General features: G+C 59.3%; 19 protein-coding genes and 2 pseudogenes. 12 read left to right on the forward strand and 9 right to left on the reverse strand.

Features of this window, described 5'->3' with window-relative positions; genetic code table 11:
• Position 1: 1 nt before the first annotated feature.
• Both JI59_RS04485 and JI59_RS04490 read left to right on the forward strand, forming a co-directional pair.
• Positions 2-199, forward strand: coding sequence for a hypothetical protein (locus JI59_RS04485; protein ID WP_007013988.1), 198 nt, complete (start codon positions 2-4; stop codon positions 197-199).
• On the forward strand, positions 183-1238 hold the full coding sequence (locus tag JI59_RS04490; RefSeq protein ID WP_038575520.1) for a tyrosine-type recombinase/integrase: 1056 nt from the start codon (positions 183-185) through the stop codon (positions 1236-1238). Before JI59_RS04485 ends, JI59_RS04490 begins: the two co-directional genes overlap by 17 nt.
• Positions 1239-1597: 359 nt before the next feature.
• On the opposite strand, the gene JI59_RS04495 is transcribed toward JI59_RS04490, so the two are convergent.
• On the reverse strand, positions 1598-2299 hold the full coding sequence (locus JI59_RS04495) for a VIT1/CCC1 transporter family protein (RefSeq protein ID WP_038576967.1): 702 nt from the start codon (positions 2297-2299) through the stop codon (positions 1598-1600).
• 323 nt (positions 2300-2622) lie between these two features.
• On the opposite strand from JI59_RS04495, the gene JI59_RS04500 reads away from it, so the two are divergent.
• Positions 2623-2997, forward strand: a complete 375-nt coding sequence (locus JI59_RS04500; RefSeq protein WP_007013984.1) for a SpoIIAA family protein — start codon at positions 2623-2625, stop codon at positions 2995-2997.
• A 44-nt stretch (positions 2998-3041) separates the two neighbouring features.
• Here the strand turns inward: JI59_RS04500 and JI59_RS04505 are convergent, their stop codons facing one another.
• From JI59_RS04505 to JI59_RS04520, 4 genes and pseudogenes are all read right to left on the reverse strand, one after another.
• Positions 3042-3845 (reverse strand): universal stress protein, encoded by an 804-nt coding sequence (locus JI59_RS04505; RefSeq protein WP_007013983.1) that lies wholly within the window; start codon positions 3843-3845, stop codon positions 3042-3044.
• A 75-nt stretch (positions 3846-3920) separates the two neighbouring features.
• The gene (locus JI59_RS04510) at positions 3921-6383 is read right to left on the reverse strand and encodes a heavy metal translocating P-type ATPase (protein ID WP_007013982.1); all 2463 of its coding nucleotides are present in this window, start codon (positions 6381-6383) and stop codon (positions 3921-3923) included.
• A gap of 109 nt (positions 6384-6492) precedes the next feature.
• Positions 6493-9510: pseudogene (locus tag JI59_RS04515) on the reverse strand (efflux RND transporter permease subunit); the annotation flags it as partial.
• A 74-nt stretch (positions 9511-9584) separates the two neighbouring features.
• Positions 9585-10954 (reverse strand): IS3 family transposase gene (locus tag JI59_RS04520; protein ID WP_144401105.1). Its coding sequence is split into 2 segments (ribosomal slippage): positions 9585-10604 and positions 10607-10954, totalling 1368 coding nucleotides; the frame shifts between segments, so codons are not numbered across the junction.
• A gap of 85 nt (positions 10955-11039) precedes the next feature.
• Between JI59_RS04520 and JI59_RS04530 the strand changes: the two are divergent.
• From JI59_RS04530 to JI59_RS26655, 6 genes and pseudogenes are all read left to right on the forward strand, one after another.
• A pseudogene (locus tag JI59_RS04530) lies at positions 11040-14072 on the forward strand (efflux RND transporter permease subunit); the annotation flags it as partial.
• A complete protein-coding gene (locus JI59_RS26085; protein ID WP_138921433.1) occupies positions 14051-14413 on the forward strand; it encodes a copper-binding protein in 363 nt (120 codons plus the stop codon). The pseudogene JI59_RS04530 and the gene JI59_RS26085, both read left to right, overlap by 22 nt.
• A 680-nt stretch (positions 14414-15093) precedes the next feature.
• On the forward strand, positions 15094-15738 hold the full coding sequence (locus tag JI59_RS04540; protein ID WP_038575523.1) for a class I SAM-dependent methyltransferase: 645 nt from the start codon (positions 15094-15096) through the stop codon (positions 15736-15738).
• Between the two features lie 342 nt (positions 15739-16080).
• Positions 16081-16428, forward strand: coding sequence for a hypothetical protein (locus tag JI59_RS28110; protein WP_338042178.1), 348 nt, complete (start codon positions 16081-16083; stop codon positions 16426-16428).
• Between the two features lie 15 nt (positions 16429-16443).
• Complete coding sequence (locus tag JI59_RS26650) at positions 16444-16842, forward strand: hypothetical protein (RefSeq protein WP_138921432.1); 399 nt, start codon at positions 16444-16446, stop codon at positions 16840-16842.
• Between the two features lie 57 nt (positions 16843-16899).
• On the forward strand, positions 16900-17133 hold the full coding sequence (locus tag JI59_RS26655; RefSeq protein WP_138921431.1) for a hypothetical protein: 234 nt from the start codon (positions 16900-16902) through the stop codon (positions 17131-17133).
• Between the two features lie 36 nt (positions 17134-17169).
• Here JI59_RS26655 and JI59_RS04550 read toward each other — a convergent pair whose 3' ends face one another.
• A complete protein-coding gene (locus tag JI59_RS04550; RefSeq protein ID WP_338042176.1) occupies positions 17170-17907 on the reverse strand; it encodes a DUF6629 family protein in 738 nt (245 codons plus the stop codon).
• 125 nt (positions 17908-18032) lie between these two features.
• Here JI59_RS04550 and cls point away from each other — a divergent pair, with 125 nt between their 5' ends.
• Both cls and JI59_RS04560 read left to right on the forward strand, forming a co-directional pair.
• Positions 18033-19526, forward strand: coding sequence for a cardiolipin synthase (cls, locus tag JI59_RS04555; protein WP_007013972.1), 1494 nt, complete (start codon positions 18033-18035; stop codon positions 19524-19526).
• Positions 19527-19712: 186 nt separating this feature from the next.
• Positions 19713-21011, forward strand: a complete 1299-nt coding sequence (locus tag JI59_RS04560) for an ATP-grasp domain-containing protein (RefSeq protein WP_138921430.1) — start codon at positions 19713-19715, stop codon at positions 21009-21011.
• Positions 21012-21124: 113 nt separating this feature from the next.
• Here the strand turns inward: JI59_RS04560 and JI59_RS04565 are convergent, their stop codons facing one another.
• The 3 genes from JI59_RS04565 to JI59_RS04575 all read right to left on the reverse strand — a co-directional run bounded on the left by JI59_RS04565 (position 21125) and on the right by JI59_RS04575 (position 23536).
• Positions 21125-21868, reverse strand: a complete 744-nt coding sequence (locus JI59_RS04565; protein ID WP_038575525.1) for a Bax inhibitor-1/YccA family protein — start codon at positions 21866-21868, stop codon at positions 21125-21127.
• A 204-nt stretch (positions 21869-22072) separates the two neighbouring features.
• Positions 22073-22669, reverse strand: coding sequence for a hypothetical protein (locus JI59_RS04570; RefSeq protein WP_138921429.1), 597 nt, complete (start codon positions 22667-22669; stop codon positions 22073-22075).
• Positions 22670-22738: 69 nt separating this feature from the next.
• Complete coding sequence (locus tag JI59_RS04575; RefSeq protein ID WP_007013968.1) at positions 22739-23536, reverse strand: slipin family protein; 798 nt, start codon at positions 23534-23536, stop codon at positions 22739-22741.
• Positions 23537-23894: 358 nt separating this feature from the next.
• On the opposite strand from JI59_RS04575, the gene JI59_RS26660 reads away from it, so the two are divergent.
• Positions 23895-24146, forward strand: coding sequence for a hypothetical protein (locus JI59_RS26660; RefSeq protein ID WP_138921428.1), 252 nt, complete (start codon positions 23895-23897; stop codon positions 24144-24146).
• The last annotated feature ends 141 nt before the right edge of the window (positions 24147-24287 follow it).

A 24287-nucleotide genomic window follows, 5' to 3' on the forward strand; every position in this document is an offset into this window, starting at 1 on the left:
CATGGCCCGCACCCCCGCAGCATTCCGCCAGGCCGATGTCGTTCGCGCGGTCAAAGCCGTGCGTGCGGCGCAGGTTGCCGTCTCCGGCGTGGAGATCGCGCCCGATGGGACGATCCGCGTGCTGACCGGCGTAGCGCCTGAAGCACCCTCCTCACCCTTCGATGAATGGAAGCAGAAGCGCCATGCGAATGCGACTTAAGGGAATCAACCGGACGACGCGCAAGCTCTCGTCCGGCAAGACCGTCACCTACTACTACGCCTGGAAAGGCGGCCCGCGCCTGGAAGGGACGCCCGGCTCGCCCGAATTCGTCGCCAGCTACAACCGCGCCGTCACTGCGAAGATCCCGCCGCGCAAGGACCAGCTGATGTCGGTCCTCGATCTCTTCGAAGATTCGACCGAGTTCACCGACCTGGCCGAGCGAACCCGCAAGGATTACCGCAAGCACCTGCGGGTGATCGCGGCCGAGTTCGGAGACTTCCCGGTCACCGCACTAGAGGATCGCCGCACGCGCGGCGAGTTCCTCGCTTGGCGCGAACGCCTCGCGATCAAGTCGCGGCGGCAAGCCGACTATGCCTTTGCCGTTCTCGCCCGTGCGCTTTCATGGGCGTACAATCGCGGCCTCGTCCCGGTGAACCCTTGCGAGCGCCCCGGCCGCCTCTATCGCGCCGCGCGCTCCGAGAACGTCTGGACGGACGCCGATGAAAAGGCCTTCCACGCGAAGGCACCGGATCACCTGCGGCTCGCCCTCACCCTCGCGCTCTGGACCGGCCAGCGGCAAGGCGATCTCCTGCGCCTGAAATGGGCAGCCTACGACGGCGAAACGATCCGCCTGCGCCAGCGCAAGACGAAGGTGCCGATCGTGATCCCTGTGGGCGCGCCTCTGAAAGCAGCGTTGAAAGCCGAAAAGGATCGATACGCGCAGGAGAACAAGGATCTGCCGGAAACCATCCTCGCGACCGTGCACGGCACCGCCTGGACCGAATCGGGCTTCCGCGCCTCATGGCGAAAGGCGTGCATCAAGGCAGGCGTAACGGACGTCACCTTCCACGACCTGCGCGGCACCGCAGTGACCCGCCTGGCCATCGCCGGCGCCACGGTTCCCGAGATCGCAGCGATCACCGGACACAGCATGAAAGAGGTCGGGAGCATCCTCGACGCCCACTACATGCACCGCGACCCAGCACTGAGCGAAGCGGCCATCCGAAAGCTCGAAGGGAGAACAATTTCTACCAACTAAACGCCCAACTGCCCGGGCGATCTTGTCTTAAATCTGGGAAAAATGCTTTAAAATCAATGGTAGCGGAGGAGGGACCAACGCGCACTACCTATCTATTTGTTATAACATATTTATTTAACAAAACCGTCGCAAAATACCCCCAACGATACCCCCAATTCAGGTCCCTGCGACGAACTGATTTAGTTTTGCGGTAAGCCGATTCTGGTAGCCAGTTTGGAGCTCCAGCCAGCACCCGTTTTGGCAATTTGCCTCGAGAGTTTCTTCCGAATCCATCCTCGGGAGCATCGCGATTCCCGTCACCAGATTGAACATCCCGTATGCGGTTCCTCTGAGTTCCGGTGGGGCGGCGACTGCAAACCTCATACGACGGTACCGAAGACCGCTCCGATGCCGGCCGTCAGTGCCATGGCAAGTGCACCCCAGAACGTCACGCGCAGCGAGGACCTGAAAACATTGGCCCCGCCGGCGCTCGCGCCGATGCCTCCGAGCAGAGCGAGAAAAACCAGCGAGGCGATCGAGACGCCCGCAACCAGAAATGAGCGCGGCATCAGCAGGATCATGGCGAGAGGCATCGCGGCACCAACGGAGAATGTCGCAGCAGAGGTCAAAGCTGCCTGGATCGGGCGAGCTGCAGTGACTGCTGAAATGCCGAGTTCGTCGCGGGCATAGGCGCCAAGCGCGTCTCTCGCCATCAACTGGTCGACGACCTGGCGCGCAAGGTCAGGCTCGACACCGCGCTCCGTGTAAAGACGGGTCAGTTCCTCCCGTTCGAATTCCGGCTGCCCGGCAAGCTCCGCCCGTTCGCGCGCGAGATCGGCCTGTTCGGAGTCCGATTGTGAGCTGACAGAAACGTATTCCCCCGCCGCCATCGACATGGCCCCGGCGACGAGGCCGGCGACGCCTGCGATCAGAACCTCGGAGGTGGCGGCGGATGCCGCCGCCACGCCGACGATCAGGCTCGCGGTCGAGACGATCCCGTCATTGGCGCCGAGCACAGCCGCCCGCAGCCAACCGATGCGCGAGACGAGATGGATTTCGGGGTGCTGGTGAAGACGAGAAATCGGCGTTACTCCTGATCGTGGGACCACACCACTTGCAATGGCATGATCTGGATGAAGTAGCTTCAACGTTGCTCTGATTGTCGAAGGCCAAGTGTTATAAGCGTCATTCCAAGCAGGAATAGGGCGGGTTAACGGCCCGGCCTATTCCTGTTTCATGGCCCGCGCGCGTTCCCACGGAGCCTGATTTACAAGGGTGTTCATGGCGGCATGCTGGGGTTCGGGAATGGCGACCATGAACTTCATCGGCATTTGACAGCCGCGCAAAATAACCGGCAACTGTTGGCCTCGCACTGGTATGACTGCGGGCCAATGGGAGAAACGGCATGCTGGAAATTCTGGACAGTCGCGACGATGTAATAGCCATCAAGATGTCGCACAAAATCACGGGTGCCGACCTGGAAACTACCATGGATTGCCTGGTTGAAGCGTTGGCGAAACACGAGATCATCCATGTGTTCGTGGAAACCGAAGCGATCGACGGAATCGAAATTTCCGCCCTCCCCTCACACATGGCGCGGGCCATGCCCTTGTTCGGCAAGCTTGATCGTTTTGGCCGCGTGGCCGTGGTCGCGGATCAAGCGTGGGTCCGCCTAGAATCACGGCTCGAAAGTGCACTCCTGCCCAACATCAGCTACAGGGCGTATACGCCTGAAGAACGCGAGCAGGCGTTGGCTTGGGCCTGCGGTATCTCCCCTTGACCGCTGGCCCGATGATCGACCGATGGTCGTGCCGACTCCCATCGTTAGGCGCACATCAGCCAGGAAAATCCGGCATACCCCGCAAGCTTGTCCGTGACATCGCCCAATAAGCGCTCGCGCAGGCTGCGCTCGCCCTTGACCCCTGAAACAACCAGATCCGCTTCCCAGAGAAACGCTTGCCCCATAATGTCAGTGCCGGGGTTGGAGTGGGCGCTTGGCAGATGCTCGGCGTCCGCTTTGAGTCCCTGCTCGTTCAGGAATGCCGCAATCTGTTCCAAGCGTTCGCGAGAAACTTCGTCACCGACACCGATTACGTAGATGCGTTCCGCCAAGGCGAGCAAAGGGCGCGAAACGCGAAGCGCGCGATTGGCCGATGCGCAATCCTTCCAAGCGACCACTGCGGTTCGCAGGGGAAGTTCTCGCAGTCCTTGCTGGATACGAAGCACCGGCGTACCCGACCGTACAGCAAGATCGATGGGATCCGCCTGGGTGCAAGGGCCGCTGGACGATTCGATCGTCGCCAGCAAATCCGCACAATATAGCTGTTCCAGTATGCGGTCGTTTGGCTCGCCAATTCCTTCGTACCAGGCGACCGGCAGCCCGGTTTCGGCAAAGGCCGCTTGAAATGCTTTTCGCGCTCCGGCCAAGTGCACGGTCATGCGCGCTTCCTCCTGCATCGCCGAGAGGGGGCTTGCCACGAGTGCTCCAACTGGGCTCGATTTCGGCCAAGCATAGCAAACGCCAGAAAGCCGGGCTTGCAGGCGCCGATTGAGATCGCGCGCGCAAGCAAGCAGAAAGTCCAGATTGTCCTTGGGGCACGCGTCGATCAGCAGGTTGTATTCAGACATATTCCCCTCCCGAGCATATCGCAGCGGTCACAATGAAGACATCGCGCATCGTGCGCCAAGTCGTCAGTTCACATCTCATCGAAAATCCTTGTAAGCAAGCAGCCGCAATGCGTTGAACACGACAACCAAGGTCGATCCTTCGTGCATGGCCACCGCTGGACCAATGCCGAGCCCAAAGATCGTCGCCGGTAACAGGAGTGCAACCACTCCAAGACTGACGAAGACATTTTGGCGGATGATCGAGCGGGTCTGGCGGCTAAGTCCGACCGCAAAAGGCAGATGGGCAAGATCATCCGCCATCAACGCCACGTCGGCAGTCTCGAGAGCGACGTCTGATCCAGCGGCCCCCATGGCGATGCCAACGGTCGCACTGGCCATCGCCGGCGCATCGTTGACACCATCACCGACCATGGCGACCTTTGTCTCCGCGCTCAGTTTCTTGATTGCTTCGACTTTGTCCTCCGGCATCAGGTCACCCCAGGCCTCGTCGAGTCCGACTTGTTTCGCGACCGCGTCTGCAACGCGCTGGTTGTCTCCCGAGAGCATGATCATGCGACGGATGCCGATTGCGTGAAGGCGTTCGATCGTCGCTCGAGCTGCTTCGCGCGGCGTATCCATCAAGCCTATGGCGCCGAGATCCCGATCACCGCGACGCACGACCATCGTCGTATGCCCGCTTTGACGAAGTTGCTCGATGGCCTCCGCCATGGCCTGCGAAAGAGGAGCGACGCCATCGGCGCCAAACATTTCGGCCTTGCCAATGAGAATCTGCTCACCGTCGACCACAGCTGAAACCCCGCGTCCTGTCAGGCTATTGATCTGGCTGGCGGAGGGCACTGCGTGGTCACCAATGTGCGACTTACCATCCCGGGCGATAGCCTGTGCCAGCGGATGGTCGCTGAGGCTTTCAACTGCGACGGCTAACGCCATCAATTCTTCTTTCGACACGCCAGACGCAGGGATGATTTCGCGAATGCGTGGCTCGCCGCTGGTAAGGGTTCCAGTCTTGTCGAAAGCGATGGCATCCAGCGAGCCCAGCAATTCGAGCGGGGCGCCTCCTTTGATCAGGACGCCGCCCCGAGCAGCACGGGCAACTCCGGAAAGCACAGCGCTCGGGGTTGCGATCGCAAGTGCGCAAGGACTCGCTGCAACTAGCACCGCCATGGCGCGATAGAAACTATCGCGGAACGGTTCGTCGACAACGACCCAGGCAAAAAGCAGGACCGTGGCAAGGCCAAGCACCGCCGGTACGAAGACACGTTCGAACCGATCGGTGAAGCGCTGGGTGGGTGATTTTTGCGTCTCGGCTTCGCTGACCATGCGGACGACTTTGGCGAGCGTACTGTCGCTCGCTAGCCGGGTCACTTCTAATTCGATGACCCCGCTGCCATTGATCGTACCGGCGAAGATACGGGATGCGGCATCGAGCCGGTCCGCATTGGCACGGGCCAGAGCGGGGTCGGAAACCGCGCGCTTGTCGACGGGAATGCTCTCACCGGTCACCGGCGCCTGGTTGACCGCGCTATCACCCTTGATAACGAAGCCATCTGCTGCGATCCGCTCGTCGGGCTTGACGATCACGACATCGCCGACCACGAGTTCCTCGACAGTGATCTCCGCAGTGCTTCCATCATTCCTGCGCACAAGCGCGGTTCGCGGAGCGAGTTCGGCAAGCGCTTCGATAGCCCGCCTCGCCCGGCCCAACGCGTAATGTTCGAGTGCATGGCCAAGGCTGAACAGGAAGAGCAGGAGCGCTCCTTCGGCCCAAGCTCCCAGCGCGGCGGCGCCTGCCGCCGCGACAAGCATCAGTGTATCGATCTCGAAGCGTCTGAGCCGGAGGTTGTCGATGGCCTCTCGAACGGTGAAAAAACCACCGAACCCGTAGGCCGCCACGTAGCAGGCGAAAGAGAGCCAGACAGGCGCAGCGTCCCAAAGTTTGCTTACGGCAAATCCAGCCGCCAGCAGCGCGCCGCAAGCCATCGCGAAAATCAGCTCGGTGTTGGCTCCGAACGGCCCCCCGTGATCGTGGTCGTGGTCGTGCTCCTCCTCGCCATCTGCTTCTTCTTTGGGGACGTGGGCAGGCTCGGCCGATAGTTCAGTTGGCGCGGCTCCCATTCCCGTAAGCGCATCGGCGAGTGTGTCTTCGGCGATCACTGCCCGCTCAAATTCGATACGGACCAGTCCGGCCGGATTGACATTGACCTCGAGGATCCCTGGGAGCTGCGCCAGCCGATCGCCGATCGTTCGCGCCCGTCGGGCATGGAGCCCGGCGATTTGCCAGATTATGTGTCCATACTGGCTCGCGATCTCGGCTCCGGCGGCACCGACTTCAGCCCGGACGGTCGAAAGCGAAAGTGTGTCGGGATCGTAATCGATGCACAGCTTCGCTGGTTGATTGGCTGTTGCAGGGACGACGTGGACTTCATCGACGCCAGTGCGCGGTCTCAATCGGCCGATAATTCGTTCGACGCAGGCATCTGCGGCATCCGCCACCCCAGGCAAGACGAGCGGAATATCGAACTGCGCTTTTTCCGTCATGCCGGTTGTCCTTCAATTATCTCGAGGCGAGCCGCTGGATATCCCGGCCCAGCGGCCCTGAAAAAATGAGCGGCCGACGCATCGTCGCTGACACGGCCGCCCACCATATTCACTTGACAGGCAATTCGCTGCCGAACTTGTCGACATCGCCGTAGTCACCCGCGACATGATGCTTGTGGCGTCCCCGCAGCAGCAAGTGGCTGATGGCAGGCAAAACGAACAGCGTCAGCAAAGTCGAGGTGATCAAGCCGCCGATCACGACGATCGCGAGCGGCTTCTGCACCTCGGCGCCCGTACCGGTGGCGAGCGCCATCGGCACGAAGCCGATGGCCGGAACGATGCCCGTCATCAGGACCGCACGAACGCGCTCCATCACGCCTTCGCTGATCGCCATATCAACCGGCTTGCCTGCGTCGATCCGCGTGTTGATGCTGGTCATCACGACCAGTCCATTGAGCACCGTCACACCCGAAAGAACGATGAAGCCGACAGCAGCAGAGACGGAGAAGGGAAGTCCAGTCAGAAGCAGCGAGAACACGCCGCCGGCCAGCGCTAACGGAATTGCCGAATAGACCGCAATCGCCTGACGCACGCCACCTAGTGCCAGAAACAGGATGCCGAAAATCGCGGCGAAGATGATCGGGATAACGACCGACAATCGTGCCGACGCGGCTTGCAGGTTTTCAAACTGACCGCCCCATTCGATGAAGCTGCCTGTAGGTAGCTTGACCTGGTCTGCGACCTTTTTCTGTGCTTCGGCAACGAATGAACCCAGATCATTGCCGCGCACATTGGCCTGCACGACAACACGGCGCTTGCCATTTTCACGGCTGACTTGGTTCAAGCCTTCGGAGAAGCCGAACTTCGCCAGTTCGCGCAAAGGCACCGATGCGCGCGCGCCGCCTTCGCCGGGTAGCAGCACAGGGAGCGCGCCTACTGCGTCGAGATCATCACGCGTTGCCCGGTCGAGCCGCACGACAATGTCATAGCGCCGGTCGCCTTCGAACACGATGCCAGCGTCCCGGCCGCCAAGCGCTATGGAAACAGTATCGCTGACATCCTGAAGTGTCAGTCCGTACCGTGCGATGGCATCTCGGTCGAACTGGACGTCGAGGACGGGGAAACCGGCGGTTTGCTCCACCTTCACGTCGGCAGCGCCGGGGACCGTTTTCAGCACAGCCGCCACTTGCTGGGCTGCGCGGCCCATTTCCTCGAGATTGTCGCCATACAGCTTGATCGCGATGTCACCGCGCACGCCGGCTATAAGTTCGTTGAAGCGCAATTGGATGGGCTGGCTAATTTCAAACGCATTGCCGACGAGTGGCTCGAGCTTCTTCTCCACCCGTTCGATCACATCGTCCTTGGTGCTGACACCCGCAGGCCAGGTTTCCCGAGGCTTGAGAATGATGAACGTATCCGAAGCGTTGGGCGGCATCGGGTCGCTCGCAACTTCCGCCGTGCCGGTCTTGGAATAGATTAAGGCGACTTCCGGCAATGTAGCGACAGCCTTCTCGACCTGGAGTTGCATCTCTTGCGATTTGTTGAGCGAGGTCGAAGGAATACGCAGCGCCTGCATGGCGAGATTGCCTTCACCCAGTGTCGGGATGAACTCGCTGCCCAGCATGGTGAACACCAGACCCGCAGCGGCAAAGGTGCCCGCTCCCGCGCCGATCCACGGCCAGGGACGATCGATCACCCTCCTGAGCACGGGCTCATAGCGCTCCTTCACCCATGCGATCGCCCGAACTTCCTTCTCGGCCACTTTACCGCGGATCAGCAGCGCAACCATTGCGGGCACGAAGGTCAGGGAAGCGATGAAGGCGCCGGCCAAAGCCAGCATGACCGTGATTGCCATGGGCGAGAAGGTTTTGCCCTCGACGCCGGTGAAAGTCAGCAGAGGCACGAACACGAGGAAAATGATCGCCTGGCCGTACAGGGTCGGCTTCACCATCTCGCGCGATGCCTCGAACACCTCGTGCAGCCGCTCGGTCACACTGAGCAGCCGCCCTTCATGATGTTGCCGTTCGGCCAAACGCCTCAGGCAATTTTCGATGATGATGATCGAGCCATCGACAATCAGGCCGAAATCGAGCGCTCCCAGGCTCATCAGATTGCCCGATGTGCGGGTGAGGTTCATGCCCGTTCCCATGATCAGGAACGAGATCGGGATGACAAGCGTGGCAATGATGGCCGCGCGGATGTTGCCGAGCAGCCAGAACAGCACAATCGCGACGAGGAACGCACCTTCCAGCAGGTTCTTTTCAACCGTGCCTATGGTTGCATCGACCAGCTGAGAGCGATCCAGAACCGACTTGACCGTAATGCCGGGCGGGAGCGATTTGGCGACCTCTTCAAGGCGATCCGCGACTGCGGAAGCGACCACCCGGCTATTGCCATCGGCAAGCATGAGCGCGGTTCCGACAACGATTTCCTTGCCGTTTTCGGAAGCCGAGCCGGTGCGCAGTTCGCCGCCGATCTGGACAGTGGCAACGTCGCGAACCGCGACAGGGACACCGCCACGACTGGCAACGGTCGCGCGGCCGATTTCATCGACCGAGCGGATGCGGCCATCGGCGCGGACGAGGAAGGCTTCGCCGCCCCGTTCGACAAAGTTCGCGCCGACAGAGATGTTGGCGCGTTCGAGGGCTTCGGCCAGTTCGGAAAAGGAGATGCCGTAAGTCGAGAGCTTGGACGCATCGGGCTGGACAACAAACTGCTTCTCATAGCCGCCGATCGAGTCGATCCCGGCAACGCCTGACACTGTCTTGAGCTGCGGGCGGATCACCCAGTCCTGAACCGTGCGCAAATAGCCAAGCTTGGCCACCTCATCTGTCAGGATTTCACTAGACGGTGTCATATAGGAGCCGTCTGGCTGGAACCCTGGCTGGCCCGCGACTTTGGGCGCGGCCTTGCTGCCGGGTTTGGCAAAATCGACGGTGTACATGAGCACTTCGCCAAGTCCGGTTGAAACCGGACCCATTTGTGGCTCGACCCCTTCGGGCAAAGTGCCTTTTGCCTGATTGAGCCGTTCGGCCACCTGCTGGCGCGCGAAATAGAGATCGGTGTGATCCTCGAAGATCACTGTTACCTGGCTGAAGCCGTTGCGCGAGATCGAGCGGGAGCTTTCTGTCCGTCGTCAGAACATTTGGCGCAACTCGCGGCGTAAATTAGCGGAGTGCGGGCCTCGTCTGGGGGCTGATGTTATGCGGCGAGCTTGCGGTGTTGCAAGCGCCGATGCTCGATGGTCTGTCGTTTGATCCTTTCACGCTGTTGGATGATGGCCGGTGCCCTGCCGAAGTAGGCGTCGGCGGGTGTCACGTTGTTCAGGCTCTCGTGGTAACGCTGGTGATTGTAGTGCTCGACGAAGGCCTCGATCTGGATCTCGAGGTCGCCGGGCAGGAAGTAGTTTTCCAGCAGGATGCGGTTTTTCAAGGTCTGGTGCCAGCGCTCGATCTTGCCCTGGGTTTGCGGGTGACACGGGGCGCCGCGCACGTGGCTCATCTTCCGAGCCTCGATGTATTCAGCCAGTTCGCCGGCGATGTAGCTGGGGCCGTTATCGCTGAGCAGCCTGGGCTTGTGCAGCACCGTAGCGCTGTCGCAGCCCGAAGCTTTGAGGGCGAGGTCCAGCGTGTCGGTCACGTCTTCGGCTCGCATGTTGGTGCACAGCTTCCAGGCGATGATGTAGCGCGAGAAGTCGTCGAGCACGGTCGACAGGTACATCCAGCCCCAGCCAATGATCTTGAAGTAGGTGAAGTCGGTCTGCCACATCTCGTTGGGCCGGGTGGTCTTGGTGTGGAACTGATCGGCGGCCTTGATCACGACATAGGCCGGGCTGGTAATCAGATCGTGGGCCTTGAGCAGGCGGTAAACCGTGGATTCTGACACGAAGTAGCGCTTCTCGTCGGTGAACCGCACCGCCAGTTCACGCGGGCTGAGGTCGGTCGCGTCAGCCTCCAGCGCCATCTCGATGATCTGGTCCTGGATGTCGTCGCCGATGCGGTTCCACACCCGGCTCGGCGCCGATGGCCGATCCTCCAAGGCTTCCGGCCCGCCCTCGAGGTAGCGGTCATACCAGCGGTAGAACGTCCGACGGGCGATACCGAGCTGGTCCAGCGTCCGCTTGGCGGGCAAGTGCGACTGCTCGACGGTCCGGATGATCTCGAGCTTCTCGGATGCAGGATACCTCATTCGTCGTCGCCCCCATCCGCGATCATGCTTTTTTTCAGCAAACGGTTTTCGAGTGTCAGGTCGGCCACGCATTCCTTCAGGGCACGAGCCTCGCGGCGCAGGTCCTGCACCTCGCCAGTGGTCGCGGCACGAGCGGTGTCACCGGCCAGGCGGCGTTTGCCCGCTTCCATGAACTCCTTCGACCAGGTGTAGTACAGGCTCTGGGCGATGCCTTCCTTGCGGCACAGCTCGGCAATGCTGTCCTCGCCGCGCAGCCCATCAAGCACGACGCGGATTTTGTCCTCGGCCGAGAAGTGGCGACGGGTCTGACGCCGAATGTCCTTCACCACCCGCTCAGCAGGGGCCTTTGTCGGCGATTTTTTCAAGGAGGGTTGGGGCTTCATCTTCGTTCCTTCGTCACTACGACGAAGCCCCAACCCTCCTTAATTCACAACCTCAAATCTGTGCCAAAGGCGCTGACGGGGGACAGTCCAGGTAGTGATCCGCTCCAACTATCCGGGCCAGGCGCCGCGGCTGGTTGAAGACCAAGTCACCTACCCGCTCGCCACCACGATGCTCTCGGTTCCCGGCGCCAAGACGGTGCGCGGCTATTCGTTCTTCGGGGACAGCTATGTCTATGTGATCTTTGAGGATGGCACCGACCTATACTGGGCGCGCTCGCGCGTTCTCGAATACCTCAACCAGGTGCAGGGGCGGCTTCCCGAGGGCGTGACCAGCGCGCTCGGTCCCGACGCGACCGGGGTGGGCTGGATCTACGAATACGCATTGGTCGACCGCACCGGAGGCCACGATCTGGCGGGACTGCGGAGCCTCCAGGACTGGTTCCTGCGTTACGAGCTCAAGACGATTCCAGGCATTGCCGAAGTCGCCAGCATCGGCGGCATGGTGAAACAGTACCAGGTTGTGCTCGATCCCTATCGCATGGCGTCGCTCGGCGTCACCCATGCCGAGATCGTCAAGGCGATCCGCGCCTCCAACCAGGAAGCGGGCGGGTCGATCGTCGAGATGGGCGAGGCCGAATATATGGTTCGCTCGTCGGGCTATCTCGCGACGCTCGCCGATTTCCGCTCCATTCCGCTGCGCGTCGCCGGCGCCGCGATCCCTGTGACGCTGGGCGACGTAGCGACAATCCAGATCGGCCCGGAACTGCGGCGCGGTATCGCCGAACTCAATGGCCAGGGTGAGGTGGCAGGCGGTGTGGTGATCCTGCGCCAGGGGGCCGATGCGCGCAGTGCAATCACAGCTGTCGAAGCCAAGCTCAAACAGCTCAAGGCAAGCCTACCCAAAGGCGTCGAGGTTATCACGACGTATAACCGGGCCCAGCTGATCGACGCCTCGGTGGAGAACCTGACGCACAAACTGATCGAGGAATTCATTGTCGTGGGCTTGGTCTGCGCGCTGTTCCTCTGGCATGTGCGTTCTGCTCTGGTAGCGATCGTCACGCTGCCACTGGGCGTCCTCGCCGCCTTCATCGTCATGCGCTTCCAAGGCGTTAACGCCAATATCATGTCGCTCGGCGGCATTGCCATTGCCGTGGGAGCGATGGTCGATGCGGCGATTGTCATGGTCGAAAACGCGCACAAACATCTGGAACGATGGACGCACGCCAATCCCGACCGCAAACTGGTCGGTCAGGAGCGTTGGAAGGTAATAGCGGACGCCGCGAAGGAAGTGGGCCCGGCGCTGTTTTTCAGTCTTCTGATTATTACCTTTTCCTTCATCCCCGTGTTCACCTTGCAGGCGCAGGAGGGAAGACTGTTCGCTCCGCTCGCCTTTACCAAGACCTATGCAATGGCGGGAGCGGCCATTTTGTCGGTTACACTCGTGCCGGTCCTTATGGGATGGCTGATCCGCGGGAAGATACCGTCCGAAGAGAAAAATCCGATCAATCGCGGGCTCACCCGGGCCTATCGACCGGGACTCGACTGGGTTATGCAGTGGCCGAAAGCCACATTGGCCATCGCAGGTACAATTTTTCTCACGACCCTCATACCCTTCTCTCAATTAGGCGGGGAATTCCTGCCCCCATTGGACGAGGGCGATCTCCTCTATATGCCGAGTGCTCTCCCTGGTCTCTCGCCAGGCCAGGCATCCGCGCTGCTTCAGCGTACCGACCGCCTGATCAAATCGGTTCCCGAAGTCGAGACCGTATTCGGCAAGGCGGGGCGGGCCGACACCGCAACCGATCCCGCTCCATTGACGATGTTCGAGACGACCATCCGCTTCAAGGAGCGCGAGGAATGGCGCGAGGGGATGACGACCGAGAAGCTGATTGAGGAACTTGACCGCACCGTGAGGGTGCCGGGGCTGGCGAATATCTGGGTCCCGCCGATCCGTAATCGGATCGATATGCTGGCAACAGGAATAAAAAGTCCGATCGGAGTAAAGGTCTTTGGTGAGAGCCTGGCTGATATCGACAAGGTGGCTCAAAGTGTGGAGCGCGTGGCCAAAACCGTACCGGGCGTAAGTTCCGCACTGGCAGAGCGTCTGACCGGCGGCCGTTACGTCGATGTCGACATCGACCGCCTCGCAGCCGCGCGTTACGGGCTCAACATCGACGATGTGCAGATGATTGTGTCGGGCGCGATCGGCGGTGCCAATGTGGGGCGAACGGTTGAGGGACTGGCGCGTTACCCTATCAACGTACGCTATCCGCGTGAAATACGTGACAGCGTTGGCGAATTGCGCGCCCTTCCCGTTCTGACGCCTTCCGGCCAGCAAATCACACTTGGCACCGTAGCGAAGATCAAGGTCAGTAGCGGGCCGCCGATGCTGAAAAGCGAGCAGGGCCGGCCCACCAGTTACGTCTATGTGGATGTCCGCGACCGTGACCTGACCTCGGTGGTGAGCGATCTTCAAGATGCGATTGCCGCCGATGTCAATCTTCCGTCCGGCGTCAGTCTTTCTTACGCCGGTCAGTTCGAATATCTGACCCGCGCAGCGGAGCGCATGAAAATCGTCATTCCGGCGACCCTGGCCACCATCTTTCTGCTGCTCTATCTGATCTTCCGCCGCTTCGACGAAGCGCTGTTGATCATGGGGACTTTGCCCTTCGCGCTGACCGGCGGCTTCTGGCTGCTCTACTGGCTCGGATACAATCAGTCAGTCGCCACGGCGGTGGGGTTCATCGCTCTTGCCGGCGTTTCGGCAGAGTTCGGCGTGATCATGCTGATCTATCTCAAGGCAGCGCTCGAGCAGCGGGCCGATCCGGATGTGGAGGAAGTAAACCAGGCAATCCGCGAAGGCGCGCTCCTGCGCGTTCGGCCAAAGGCAATGACCGTGGCGGTGATCCTCGCAGGCCTGTTCCCGATCCTTATCGGCACCGGTGCAGGCTCCGAAGTTATGAGCCGCATTGCCGCCCCGATGATCGGCGGCATGATCACCGCGCCTCTATTGTCCATGTTTGTACTTCCAGCCGCATATTTGCTGATGCGGCGACCCCGGAGGCCAAAACCCACCCCAACCGAAGGAGAAGAACAATGCCTATCCCAACCCGCCTGAAAATCCTGCTGGCCGCTCCGCTCGCGCTCGCCGCGTGCGGCAGTGAAGCAGACAACACGTACAGGAACGACACGGCTATGACGGCCGACATGCCCATGATGCAGTCAGGCGAAACCGGCGTGACTGCAAGCGCCGAAGGTACGGTCACGAAGATCGACGCTACCGCGGGCACCATTACGATCGATCACGGACCAGTACCCGAAGCCGGATGGCCAGCCATGACCATGGGGTTCACCGCAGATCCGGCGCAGCGCGCGTCCGTTACCGAAGGAGACAAGGTGAACTTCACCTTCAGAAAGACCGAAGGCGGAGGAGAAATCGTGTCGCTGGCGAAAAAATAGGAAGATGCGAGAGGTGCGGGGTTGCCATCTCGGCACCTCTCGCAGCTCTGTCGTCGGACTGGGAAAGATGAAGCTGGTGAGCAAAGCCAGTTTGGGACCGAGATGATGCTCCACGCAATTGGCGAAACAGCCTTCGTTCTTGCTGTTCTCGAAGATGGCGGAATCTGCGGCAACGACCGACGCCATTGAACCGGCATCGCGCGCGGAGAGGGTAGTGAGGTAAGCAACAAGCGAAGCCTCGGTACCTGAAGCTTCTTCGTTCACTGCGCTCGAATGGCCGTCCGAATGCATTCCATGGCCCGAGTGATCCGAGGTCTGCGCCAAAGCAGCCACGGATGCTGCCGCGATGCTGAAGGCGATCAAGCATAGCGGAAAAGTCTTCTACATTCATATGTCCTTTTCTGCACCCAAATTTGGGTGCCACCCATGTCCTTGCCGCTGCGGTCGTTTGATGAGCACCAGTCAATCCCTCTCCAGGTGTCCCAGAGTATACGTCTGAGGCGGTCTCGGCTTCATATTTTTTGAGGGGAAGACGTGGCTGGCTCGTATTTCTCTGTGAAATCACTTTTGTCGCCGTGAAAGTACCGCCGATTTGGAAGCAGGACGTTGATAGCGATGCATTTACATGGGCCGAAATTGCCTGGCGCAATGCTCGGCAAGTCTTCAGGTCTGGTCAAGGCATGAGCAAGACGAAGAATTATACGCCCCCGTTGGGAAAAGGGGCCACGTCGGAATACGATAAGACAATCCGCCGGTGGACGAGGGAAATGGTCTGGCGGAATGCAATGTTGGACTTGCTCGCTCCAAAGCCGGGAGAAGCCATTTTGGACATCGGCAGCGGCACGGGGAGTTTCGCGCTTATGGTCAAACGCCGTGCGCCGCACGCAATTGTCGCTGGAATCGATCCCGATGAGGAAGCGCGAGGCATTGCCCTCGCGAAGGCCGAAGCTGCCGATTTGCACATTCAATTCGGTAAAGGTTTTGCAAGTGATGCGATCCCGGCAAGCGCAGATGCTGTGACATCGAGTCTCGTGCTGCATCAAATGCCGCTTGCCGAAAAAGTAATCAGTCTGGCAGCAATGTTCGAAGCGCTTCGACCCAGGGGACGTCTAATTTTGGCCGACTATGGCCAACAGAAGCTCCTCATGCGGCTCTTGTTTCGGCTCACGGTCCAGCGGCTCGATGGCGCGGCCGACACCCAGCCCAACGCGGACGGCATTCTTCCCGAATTGGTGGGTGAAGCCGGTTTCATCAAGGTCGTCGAAAGGTTGCGGGTACCAACCGTCACCGGTTCGATCGCGATTTTCACGGCGAAAAAACCATAAGGAAGGGATCGTAAGGCTATGAATAGGATAAAGAGTATAAAATCCGCTGTTGCCGGCCTGTTGTTGGCAGTTCTCATCAGCCTAACTCTGGCGGCAGGCCCTGCATACGCGCATGGCGAGGAAGAGCATGGCGAAACTCTCGCCGCATCCGTGAAAAGTTCGCCCGGCCATGATGAGACAATGCCATCGGAGCAGATGTTCGGCGAAGCCTCCGAAACCGGTCACTCAGATGGTGGACACGATGAAGTTTCAGGCGGTCACGCTGAAGACCAAACTGGCGCTCTCGGGGTACTCAAACGCCTGCACCCTGCCACGGTCCACTTCCCGATCGCGCTCTTCCTGATGGCCGCGCTCACTGAGCTGTTCATAATGTCTCGCCGAGGAGCAGGTCTCGATACAGCCGTGCGGGCCATGATATATGGCGGCGCAGCGGGCGCGGTCGTCGCAGCCGGGTTCGGGTGGATACACACTGGGCTGTGGTTTGGCGGCGAAACCACAATGCAGGCGCACCGTTGGCTGGGTACACTCCTGGCGATATTCGGACTGGTCCTTGCTGGGTTGGCGAAGCGTGGCGGCGATAGCCGCGCGGCGCTTCGCACGCTTCTCTTCCTCATCGCCGCTGTGGTCATCGTTCAAGGGTTTCTGGGCGGTGAACTGGCGCACGGTCCCGACCACCTCAAAATATTCTAACCGAAGGATGATGCAATGCGAAAAACCTATCTAACGCGGCTGACTGCGCCAGCTTTGGCCGCAACGTTGATCCTTGCTCTGACTGCTTGCGGACAGGAACCGCAAACACCCCCAGAAGAAGCAAATTCGGAGGTCGCCGAGACAGCAGATCCGTCAACTCCGCCCGAACCGTTGCCGACCGAGGAGACGACTTCCCTGCCAATAGAAAGAGAACAAAAGTCCGCCGCCGAGCCGGTTCAGCCTGCGCAGACCAAGGCAAGTAACGCTACCCTTGAGCGCGGCCAAGCCGACCCGCACTGCAAAGGCGGCGGCAATAGCTGTGTGCCGTCAGACGCAAGCGCTAGCGCGCCCATCGATCCGCATGTCGGCCACGACATGGAGACGATGTCTGATCACGACATGAGCGGAATGTAAAAAAGATTGACAGTGAAGCGACCCGGGGCACTTCCTTTGTTAAGACTGGAGAATTCGATGGACGAGAAAAGATCGAACGAACAGAAAAAGAAGGCAGTTGGCGCGCCGCAAGGTACGATTCCGGGATGCGCTGCCCGAAAGGAAATCAAAGAGATAGACGATGCGGGTCGCGACTCGTTTCCCGCCAGTGATCCGCCCGGTTGGACGTTAGGCAGGGACAAAGCCGCTGAAAATCTGTGTCCTCAAGACGTCGCGGCAAAGAAGGACAGGAAAAGAAAGCGCCGATCTTGACCGCACCGTCGGTGCGGGACGTTCCGTATGCAGGGGTCAGGTGGGAATGCTGTCAGGGTGGATTGTGTCCTGCGGCAGGCTGCGGATTCTGTATATCATGAACACCAGGTAAAATGACATCAGTGCGCCCAGGAAGCAGAATACGGAGATATAGGCATAACTAAAGAACGCGTATGTAGTCATTGTGGCAATGGCAATGAGAACTCCGAAGACCCGCACTTCGCGGCGCGTCGCCAGAAGAGCCGGCAGAATGATCAATGCCAGATAGGCGGCGTAGGTCAGGTTACGGCCGGCAATGAAATCGAACAGCTCCACCCCGCCATAGATGATGATGTTGTCGAGCAATTTTACCGTGAGCCAGTCCGGATGCACCAGATAGGGCAGGAAAAGGCCCGCCCCCAGGATGCCGCCGATGATGGACGCCACGAGATAGAATGGCTTGCGCTTTACCGGTTCGACGAAGTAGATGGAAAACGGTATCCAGACCGGCCAGGCGAGCCAGGAAAAGAACATATAGGCGGCCGAAAACCCTTGAACCGCTTGCAGATCTCCGGCTGCACCGCTCGTCCACACAAAGCCTTCGAAGAGCTGCTGAACACCGAAAAGAAGCGGCAGTGTGCATAAGGGAACGAAGCGGCGGTCTGTCCGATACGCGAGATAGACGCTCAAGCCCCCTGCGGGTATCAGCGAAGCTGCGGCTGTGAAACTGGCTTCGGCCGAAAAACACATATCGCTCCCCTTCGGCCTCTCGTTTTCGTCAATGGTACAGTCCATTGCAGATCATCGACAAATTTCCAACCCAAGAACGAACATCGGATGCCGTTCTGATTTACTAAGCAGCATTGCGATGTTCTGGTTCGGTTTCAGCGGGTAAGGGAGTTGGGATTCAGTAGTTGCCCATGTGGCACCTGATCACCGATACCAACCTCAGGTTTCATTTGGTGACTTGGCGGGAGCCGCAAAAGAAAATGGCAATTTCGCTCGGATTTCTGATTGCAGTGCTCGAATGGAGCATTCGCTTCCTTGCTTTGATGATTGTGCCTTTTCGGCGAACTCCTGATTCGGCGAGGACGTGGCTGTTGCTTATCCTCTTTCTACCCATACCGGGACTCATTCTTTACTTTCTGATAGGCCGGGCCCGTTATTCCAGGCGGAGGCGCGCCGCTCTCAGGGACGCCGCAAAACTGTTCGACGATGCCGCGCAGGAGATTGCGCACTCAAAAGCGTGCCAGAAGCCGGTTCTGCCCGACAGATTTCGGCACGCCGCCCAGCTTATCGAAAAAATGGGCACACTTCCCCCGCTTGGCGGGAACATCGTCGACCTGCTCGGCGATTACGAGCAGGTCGTCGGATCGCTTGTTCAAGAAATCGAACGCGCCAGACATCACATTCACCTCGAAACCTATATCTTTGCCGCCGATCGCACCGGCGGGCTAATAATCGATGCGCTCGGCCGCGCGGTGGCCAGAGGTGTGACATGTCGTGTGCTTATCGACGCGGTGGGGTCGCGCCGCTGGTCCCGTGAGGTGGCCCGGCGTCTTCGGGATTGCAAGGTTGAAGTCGAGTTGACTCTGGAGGTCTCGCTCTGGCGAAAAGGATATCGCCGAGCTGACCTGCGCAACCATCGCAAAATCGCCGTATTCGATGGAGAAATTGCGTATATTGGCTCGCAAAACATAATCGATTCCGAAGCGGCAAAGGGTATTGTTAACCAGGAACTGGTGAGCAGGGTAGAAGGTCCGATCGTGGTTGAGGCGCAATCGGTTTTTGCCACAGACTGGTTTCTTGAAAGTGGTGAAACACTGGTCGGGTCGTCCTATTTTCGCCATCATCCAACCTCGGGATCAACCACAGCCCAACTCCTGGCAAGCGGTCCCGACTATGGCTCGGCCGGCATTGGCCTGCTGGTTGATGCGTTGATTCATGCCGCGGGAGAAAGCGTGGTGATCACCACACCTTATTTTATTCCCGAGGAGCCTCTCCTTGAGGCGCTGCGAACTGCAGTGCTCCGCGGCGTAGCGGTGCACCTGATCGTGTCCCAGATCAGCGACAGCCGAATCGTGCATCTCGCTCAGCGATCCTATTATTCCCAGCTACTGGAGATGGGAGTCCAGGTTCATCTGCACCGGAAGCACTTCCTGCACGCCAAGCACATTTCGATTGACGAGGAAATTATGCTGATCGGCTCGAGCAATGTCGATGTTCGTTCCTATCTCCTCAACGCAGAAGTGACCCTTATCGTTTATGAGCGAGATGTTGTGCGCGATCTCGCGCGGCACCAGCAAAGGGATATGGCCGCGAGTGAAGATCTCGACAGCTTGGCCTGGAAGGCTCGCCCGCGCAGTGTCCGGTTCGCCGAGAATATCGCGCGCCTGCTTAGCCCCTTGCTATAAGGAAGGGGGATCGAAGCCCATTTCGATGTCTGCTTTGGCCCAACTACCGGCTCGAGTCCGAATTTGCGGCGCGCCGCACGCTGCGATCAAGACTGTCCGACGCGTACGAATTAGTTAGTATCCTGATGTGCTGACAAAAGAACCGAGCAGTGGGTACTTCGAATCAAGAAACAGGGGTGCACGAACATGACCGGTATATCTATGGCAGCGAATACTGCTGCGCAGCGAGCAAATGCAGCATGCTTCTGCATCACGCTCGAGCGATCGACGCTTATCGACCTGCTCGATCTGCAGACCGGATCCGATGGCTTTGGAGACAGCCTTGTTGGCACCCACCCATATCTATTTGCTGCATCCCCCGTCTTTCTGACCGCGCCAGCCATCGCCGAGATGAGATCGATCGTCGCCGCCATCGAGGCGGCTATTGCGCTGCCCCAATTTCACGCCGCGACGCTGAACTGGGCACCGCCGATCGCAATGCGAGACTTTGGTCCCGCAGGAGCAATGATGGGATACGACTTTCATCTTGCAAACGAGGGGCCGCGACTTATCGAGATCAACACCAATGCCGGGGGTGCCTTTCTCAACGCCGTGCTCGCCAAGGCGCAGCGCACTTGTTGTGACAGCGCTGCCGACGTTGAACGGACCAAGCCCACGGATACCGGGTTTGAAGATCGTGTCGTATCGATGTTCCGGAGCGAATGGACCCGTCAGGGCAGGACGGTACCCTTAAAAACGATCGCGATTATCGATGATTTGCCGAGAGAGCAACACCTGTTTCCCGAGTTCCTACTGGCCAAGGCTGTTCTGGAAAGGCATGGAATCGAAACCATCATTGCGGATCCGCAGGAGCTTACGTCAAGCGCGGCAGGGGTTTCAATTGGAGATCGGCCTATCGACCTCATTTACAATCGACTGGTCGATTTCATGCTTGATGAGCCGAGGCACGATCAACTCCAAGCCGCCTATCTGAGCGGCCAGGTTGTTGTGACTCCCAATCCGTATCTGCATGTCCGGTACGCCAACAAGCGCAATCTCGCATTGCTTTCCGATATGAACCGGCTGAGCCAGTGGGGTTTGCCCACCAGCCAGCTGGAATTGCTGCGAAACGCAGTCCCGCGTACCGTCGTGGTAAAGACTCAAGACGCAGACTCGCTCTGGGCCGACCGGCGCAATCTCTTTTTCAAACCCGCACAGGGATATGCGAGCAAGGCGGCGTATTATGGCGGCAAGCTTACCAAAAAGGTTTGGCAGGAGATCCTCAAAGGCGACTACATCGCGCAAGCCTACACGCCCCCAGGTAAGCGGCGGGTGATCCGAGATGGCATTCCCGTTGAGCTCAAAACGGATATTAGGCTCTACACCTATGGCGGTGGTGTGCTCCTGACCACCGCACGCCTCTACCAGGGGCAGACCACGAATATGCGAACGCCGGGCGGAGGATTCGCGCCCGTGCTGGAACTGGAGGACGAGCGTGGATTGTAAGATCAGGCGGGGTGTGCAAAAGGCTGTGCAGAACCGTTAGCGGCTTTGCCTTGCTGGTCTCGCCTGGCGATTTTGCCAGAATTCGATTGGCTAAGGGGCAACAGCGGTCGTCATCATCGCCGGTCACCCATAAAGCGGAGCAGAAACAGGAACAGGTTGATGAAATCAAGATACAGCGTCAGTGCACCCATTACGATCGCCTTGCCGCGGAACTCGCTACCCTTAACCTCAGAATAGATATTTCTGATCTTCTGGGTGTCATAGGCCGTGAGCCCGGCAAACAGCAGAACTCCGATGCCGCTCACGATGATGTCCATCACCGAGGATTTCAGAAACATGTTGACGAACATGGCGATGATCAGGCCGAAGACGCCCATGATCAGGAACGCTCCCCACGCGGACAAATCGCGCTTGGTTGTATAACCCCACAAACTCAACGCGGCAAAGGCCGATGCCGCCACGAAAAAAGTGCGGGCAATGCTGACCCCAGTATAAGCAAGGAAAATGGTAGCAAGCGACACGCCCATGAGTGCCGCGTAGCTCCAGAACATGGTCTTGACCGCCGTTTCGGAAAACCGATTGATGCCAAAGCTCAGGGCAAGCACCAGGGCCAGAGGCGTGAAAACGGCGACCCATCCCAGCCCTGTCGGTGCTCCGGATGCCGCAAAGAACACTGCGCGCACGCTGTCCGTGCTGGCCACGAATAGCGCGACCAAGCCGGTAAGCAGCAAACCGCTCGCCATATAGTTATAAACACCCAGCATATAAGATCGCAGCCCCGCATCGTAGATTTGCGCGGGAACACCCGGGCGGGACCGCAAGGGGTGCCGATCTAGAGTTTTGAGTGGATCTGCCATTGTGGAACTCCTCCTGCGTCGGACCGCTGACGATGCCGAATTTCTAACCCCGCTCCCTGAAGACGTTTGAGCATCCCAGGGGTTACAGTTTGCGGTCATAATGCAGAACCGCGCGTCAGACGACAAGAGCGGGACGGAGAAGGAAGACCTTGGACGCCCCTGGAACGGACCTGTCCAGCGGGGTCGGCTGCGGCGCGATAGGTTTCAGTCATGGGTATAGGTGAAATGCGCCGTTACCGGCGCAATACGATGCATGGAGTGTGGGATCTGGTTCGACTGTGAAGGCGGCATGTGGGGAGGGCGTTCAACCTTGATGCCGATCCGATAATCAATTCCCCGGGCGAAGGTCGTGTAGCCTCCGAAGGTAAGCGCACCCGCAACCGTCATCGGCTGCAGGCGAACCGAACGTTGTATTCCGCCGGGCTCAACTATATGCGCGGTGACATTGGCTTTTGTTATTCGCGCCCCTGAGGTCTTGTTGAAGATCGCGGCGACAATATGCATGCTGTGAGAGCTTGCAGGCCCGCCGCCATGCATCCTGGCTTCAGGATGACCACTGGGGTGCCCCCGCACCGTTGCGGCGGGGACAACGCCCAGATAGATTGTGAGCGCGCCCGCCGTCTGAACGCCATCGACGACGCCGGCCGTGCTTGCAGTCGGCGCGAATAGCATTCCCAGAATTCCGGCCAGAGCAATCGCCTTGCGCCAGAGTAAGGGTGATGTCGCGATCACGGGGCTTCTCCTTCTGATGTTCGCCAGTTGCCACCCAGCACGGGTAAGGATTATATTGAACCCCCGCATTTGGCTCTCCAATGCCCTCCCCCGTGTTCATTTCGCCCTGTCGCGAGAGCAGACAGCTTACCTGATGTGCTACGCCCGGTTGGAATCTGTCTGGCCTCTTTGCTTGGCAAGGGTTTCGAACACGCCTCCCAGTTCGATGGGAAACGGGAAGACAATCGTTGAGCTTTTGTCGCCAGCAATAGAATTCAGAGCACCGAGATAGCGCAGCTGCATTGCCTCGGGACGCGCCGAGAGGGTTTCGGCGGCTTCCAGCAGCTTTTGGGCCGCCTGTTGTTCCCCTTCCGCATTGATTACTCTGGCCCGGCGCTCGCGCTCGGCCTCGGCCTGCTGGCCGATCGCACGGATCATGCTTTCCTGAATGTCGACATGCTTGATTTCGACATTGGCGACCTTGATGCCCCAGGCGTCGGTTTGGGCGTCGAGAATCTCCTGGATGTCCTTGTTGAGTTTGTCGCGCTCGGAGAGCATCTCGTCGAGTTCGTGTTTGCCGAGCACCGACCGAAGCGTGGTCTGCGCCAGTTGACTGATCGCGTATTCGAATTGCTCCACCTGGATGATCGCGCGCTCTGGATCGATCACGCGGAAATAGATCACGGCGTTGACGTGGATCGAGACGTTGTCGCGCGAGATCAGGTCCTGGGTCGGCACGTCAAGAACGATGGTGCGCAGGTCCACGCGTGCAATGGTCTGCACGAACGGGATGATAAAAATCAGCCCCGGACCCTTGACCCCGGTGAAGCGACCGAGCGTGAATATGACCGCGCGCTCATATTCACGTAGAATGCGGATTGTGCCTGCCAAAACTGCCAGCGCAATGAACAGGATGATAATTATGGCGAAGATGTTGCCGGGCGCTTCGTACTGCATCTCTTTCCCCTATCGCTTTTATTCTGACATGTGCTGCTTCCCCGAATCGGATGCACTCACTTCACCAATGACGCGACAGAAATTGGAACCTTACAGAGCCATGAAATGGAGCAAGGTCGCCAGACCATAAATCGCCGCCGTCCATAGCAAATCGGCGTATGGGGGAATGACGGTGATGTCCCGAGTCCGGTCCGGGGCGGCCTGCCGTGAAATGATCCGGGCTAAGCAATGATGCATGTCAGGTGTTCGGGCTCAGGACCGGGAGGCTGGGAAAAGACCGATATTATTGCATCGACCAAGCCAGGTTCTTTGGGGCGGCGCAGGCTAAGAAATCAGATTCCAAGTGTAAGAATCGCAGATGAAGAACGTCAAAATCAATGGCAACCACTGCAGCGGTCCCAATCGCGCCGCAGTTGACAAAAACGACTTTGCAGACGGAGATTCTCACATGCAGTCCAGCTTGAAACACGCCGAAAACCATTCGCACAAATCAGATGGCTGCCGCGACAAGCCACGATCCGGTCGAGAGCAAGGCAAGGTAAAGCGAGAAGCGCCGACCGAAGCCAAGCCGTCGGGAGATGCTCCTCGCTGCTGTTGCTCGCATTCATGATTTTGATCGTTCCTGCGCGCGATAATGGTGATAAACAGCACCGCGCAGGCGTTGTTCGAGGGGCGGAGCCCTCCCCCCTGCCCGTTCTCCGCCTCTCGAACCTTGCACAGTTGCCGGCAGTTCGGTCGCCAAAGACAGCTG

It is taken from the genome of Novosphingobium pentaromativorans US6-1 (genome assembly GCF_000767465.1).
Classification (GTDB): Bacteria; Pseudomonadota; Alphaproteobacteria; order Sphingomonadales; family Sphingomonadaceae; genus Novosphingobium; species Novosphingobium pentaromativorans.

Excerpts from the sequence above, each read along its gene's own strand:
- JI59_RS04490 (WP_038575520.1), top strand. The coding sequence starts at position 183 with ATGCGAATGCGACTTAAGGGAATCAACCGGACGACGCGCAAGCTCTCG.
- JI59_RS26655 (WP_138921431.1), top strand. The coding sequence starts at position 16,900 with ATGGACGAGAAAAGATCGAACGAACAGAAAAAGAAGGCAGTTGGCGCG.
- JI59_RS04560 (WP_138921430.1), top strand. The coding sequence starts at position 19,713 with ATGACCGGTATATCTATGGCAGCGAATACTGCTGCGCAGCGAGCAAAT.
- JI59_RS04510 (WP_007013982.1), bottom strand. The coding sequence starts at position 6,383 with ATGACGGAAAAAGCGCAGTTCGATATTCCGCTCGTCTTGCCTGGGGTG.
- JI59_RS04505 (WP_007013983.1), bottom strand. The coding sequence starts at position 3,845 with ATGTCTGAATACAACCTGCTGATCGACGCGTGCCCCAAGGACAATCTG.
- cls (WP_007013972.1), top strand. The coding sequence starts at position 18,033 with ATGTGGCACCTGATCACCGATACCAACCTCAGGTTTCATTTGGTGACT.
- JI59_RS26650 (WP_138921432.1), top strand. The coding sequence starts at position 16,444 with ATGCGAAAAACCTATCTAACGCGGCTGACTGCGCCAGCTTTGGCCGCA.
- JI59_RS04540 (WP_038575523.1), top strand. The coding sequence starts at position 15,094 with ATGAGCAAGACGAAGAATTATACGCCCCCGTTGGGAAAAGGGGCCACG.
- JI59_RS26085 (WP_138921433.1), top strand. The coding sequence starts at position 14,051 with ATGCCTATCCCAACCCGCCTGAAAATCCTGCTGGCCGCTCCGCTCGCG.
- JI59_RS28110 (WP_338042178.1), top strand. The coding sequence starts at position 16,081 with ATGGCCGCGCTCACTGAGCTGTTCATAATGTCTCGCCGAGGAGCAGGT.
- JI59_RS04575 (WP_007013968.1), bottom strand. The coding sequence starts at position 23,536 with ATGCAGTACGAAGCGCCCGGCAACATCTTCGCCATAATTATCATCCTG.
- JI59_RS26660 (WP_138921428.1), top strand. The coding sequence starts at position 23,895 with ATGAAGAACGTCAAAATCAATGGCAACCACTGCAGCGGTCCCAATCGC.
- JI59_RS04570 (WP_138921429.1), bottom strand. The coding sequence starts at position 22,669 with ATGCGGGGGTTCAATATAATCCTTACCCGTGCTGGGTGGCAACTGGCG.
- JI59_RS04500 (WP_007013984.1), top strand. The coding sequence starts at position 2,623 with ATGCTGGAAATTCTGGACAGTCGCGACGATGTAATAGCCATCAAGATG.
- JI59_RS04550 (WP_338042176.1), bottom strand. The coding sequence starts at position 17,907 with ATGGACTGTACCATTGACGAAAACGAGAGGCCGAAGGGGAGCGATATG.
- JI59_RS04485 (WP_007013988.1), top strand. The coding sequence starts at position 2 with ATGGCCCGCACCCCCGCAGCATTCCGCCAGGCCGATGTCGTTCGCGCG.
- JI59_RS04565 (WP_038575525.1), bottom strand. The coding sequence starts at position 21,868 with ATGGCAGATCCACTCAAAACTCTAGATCGGCACCCCTTGCGGTCCCGC.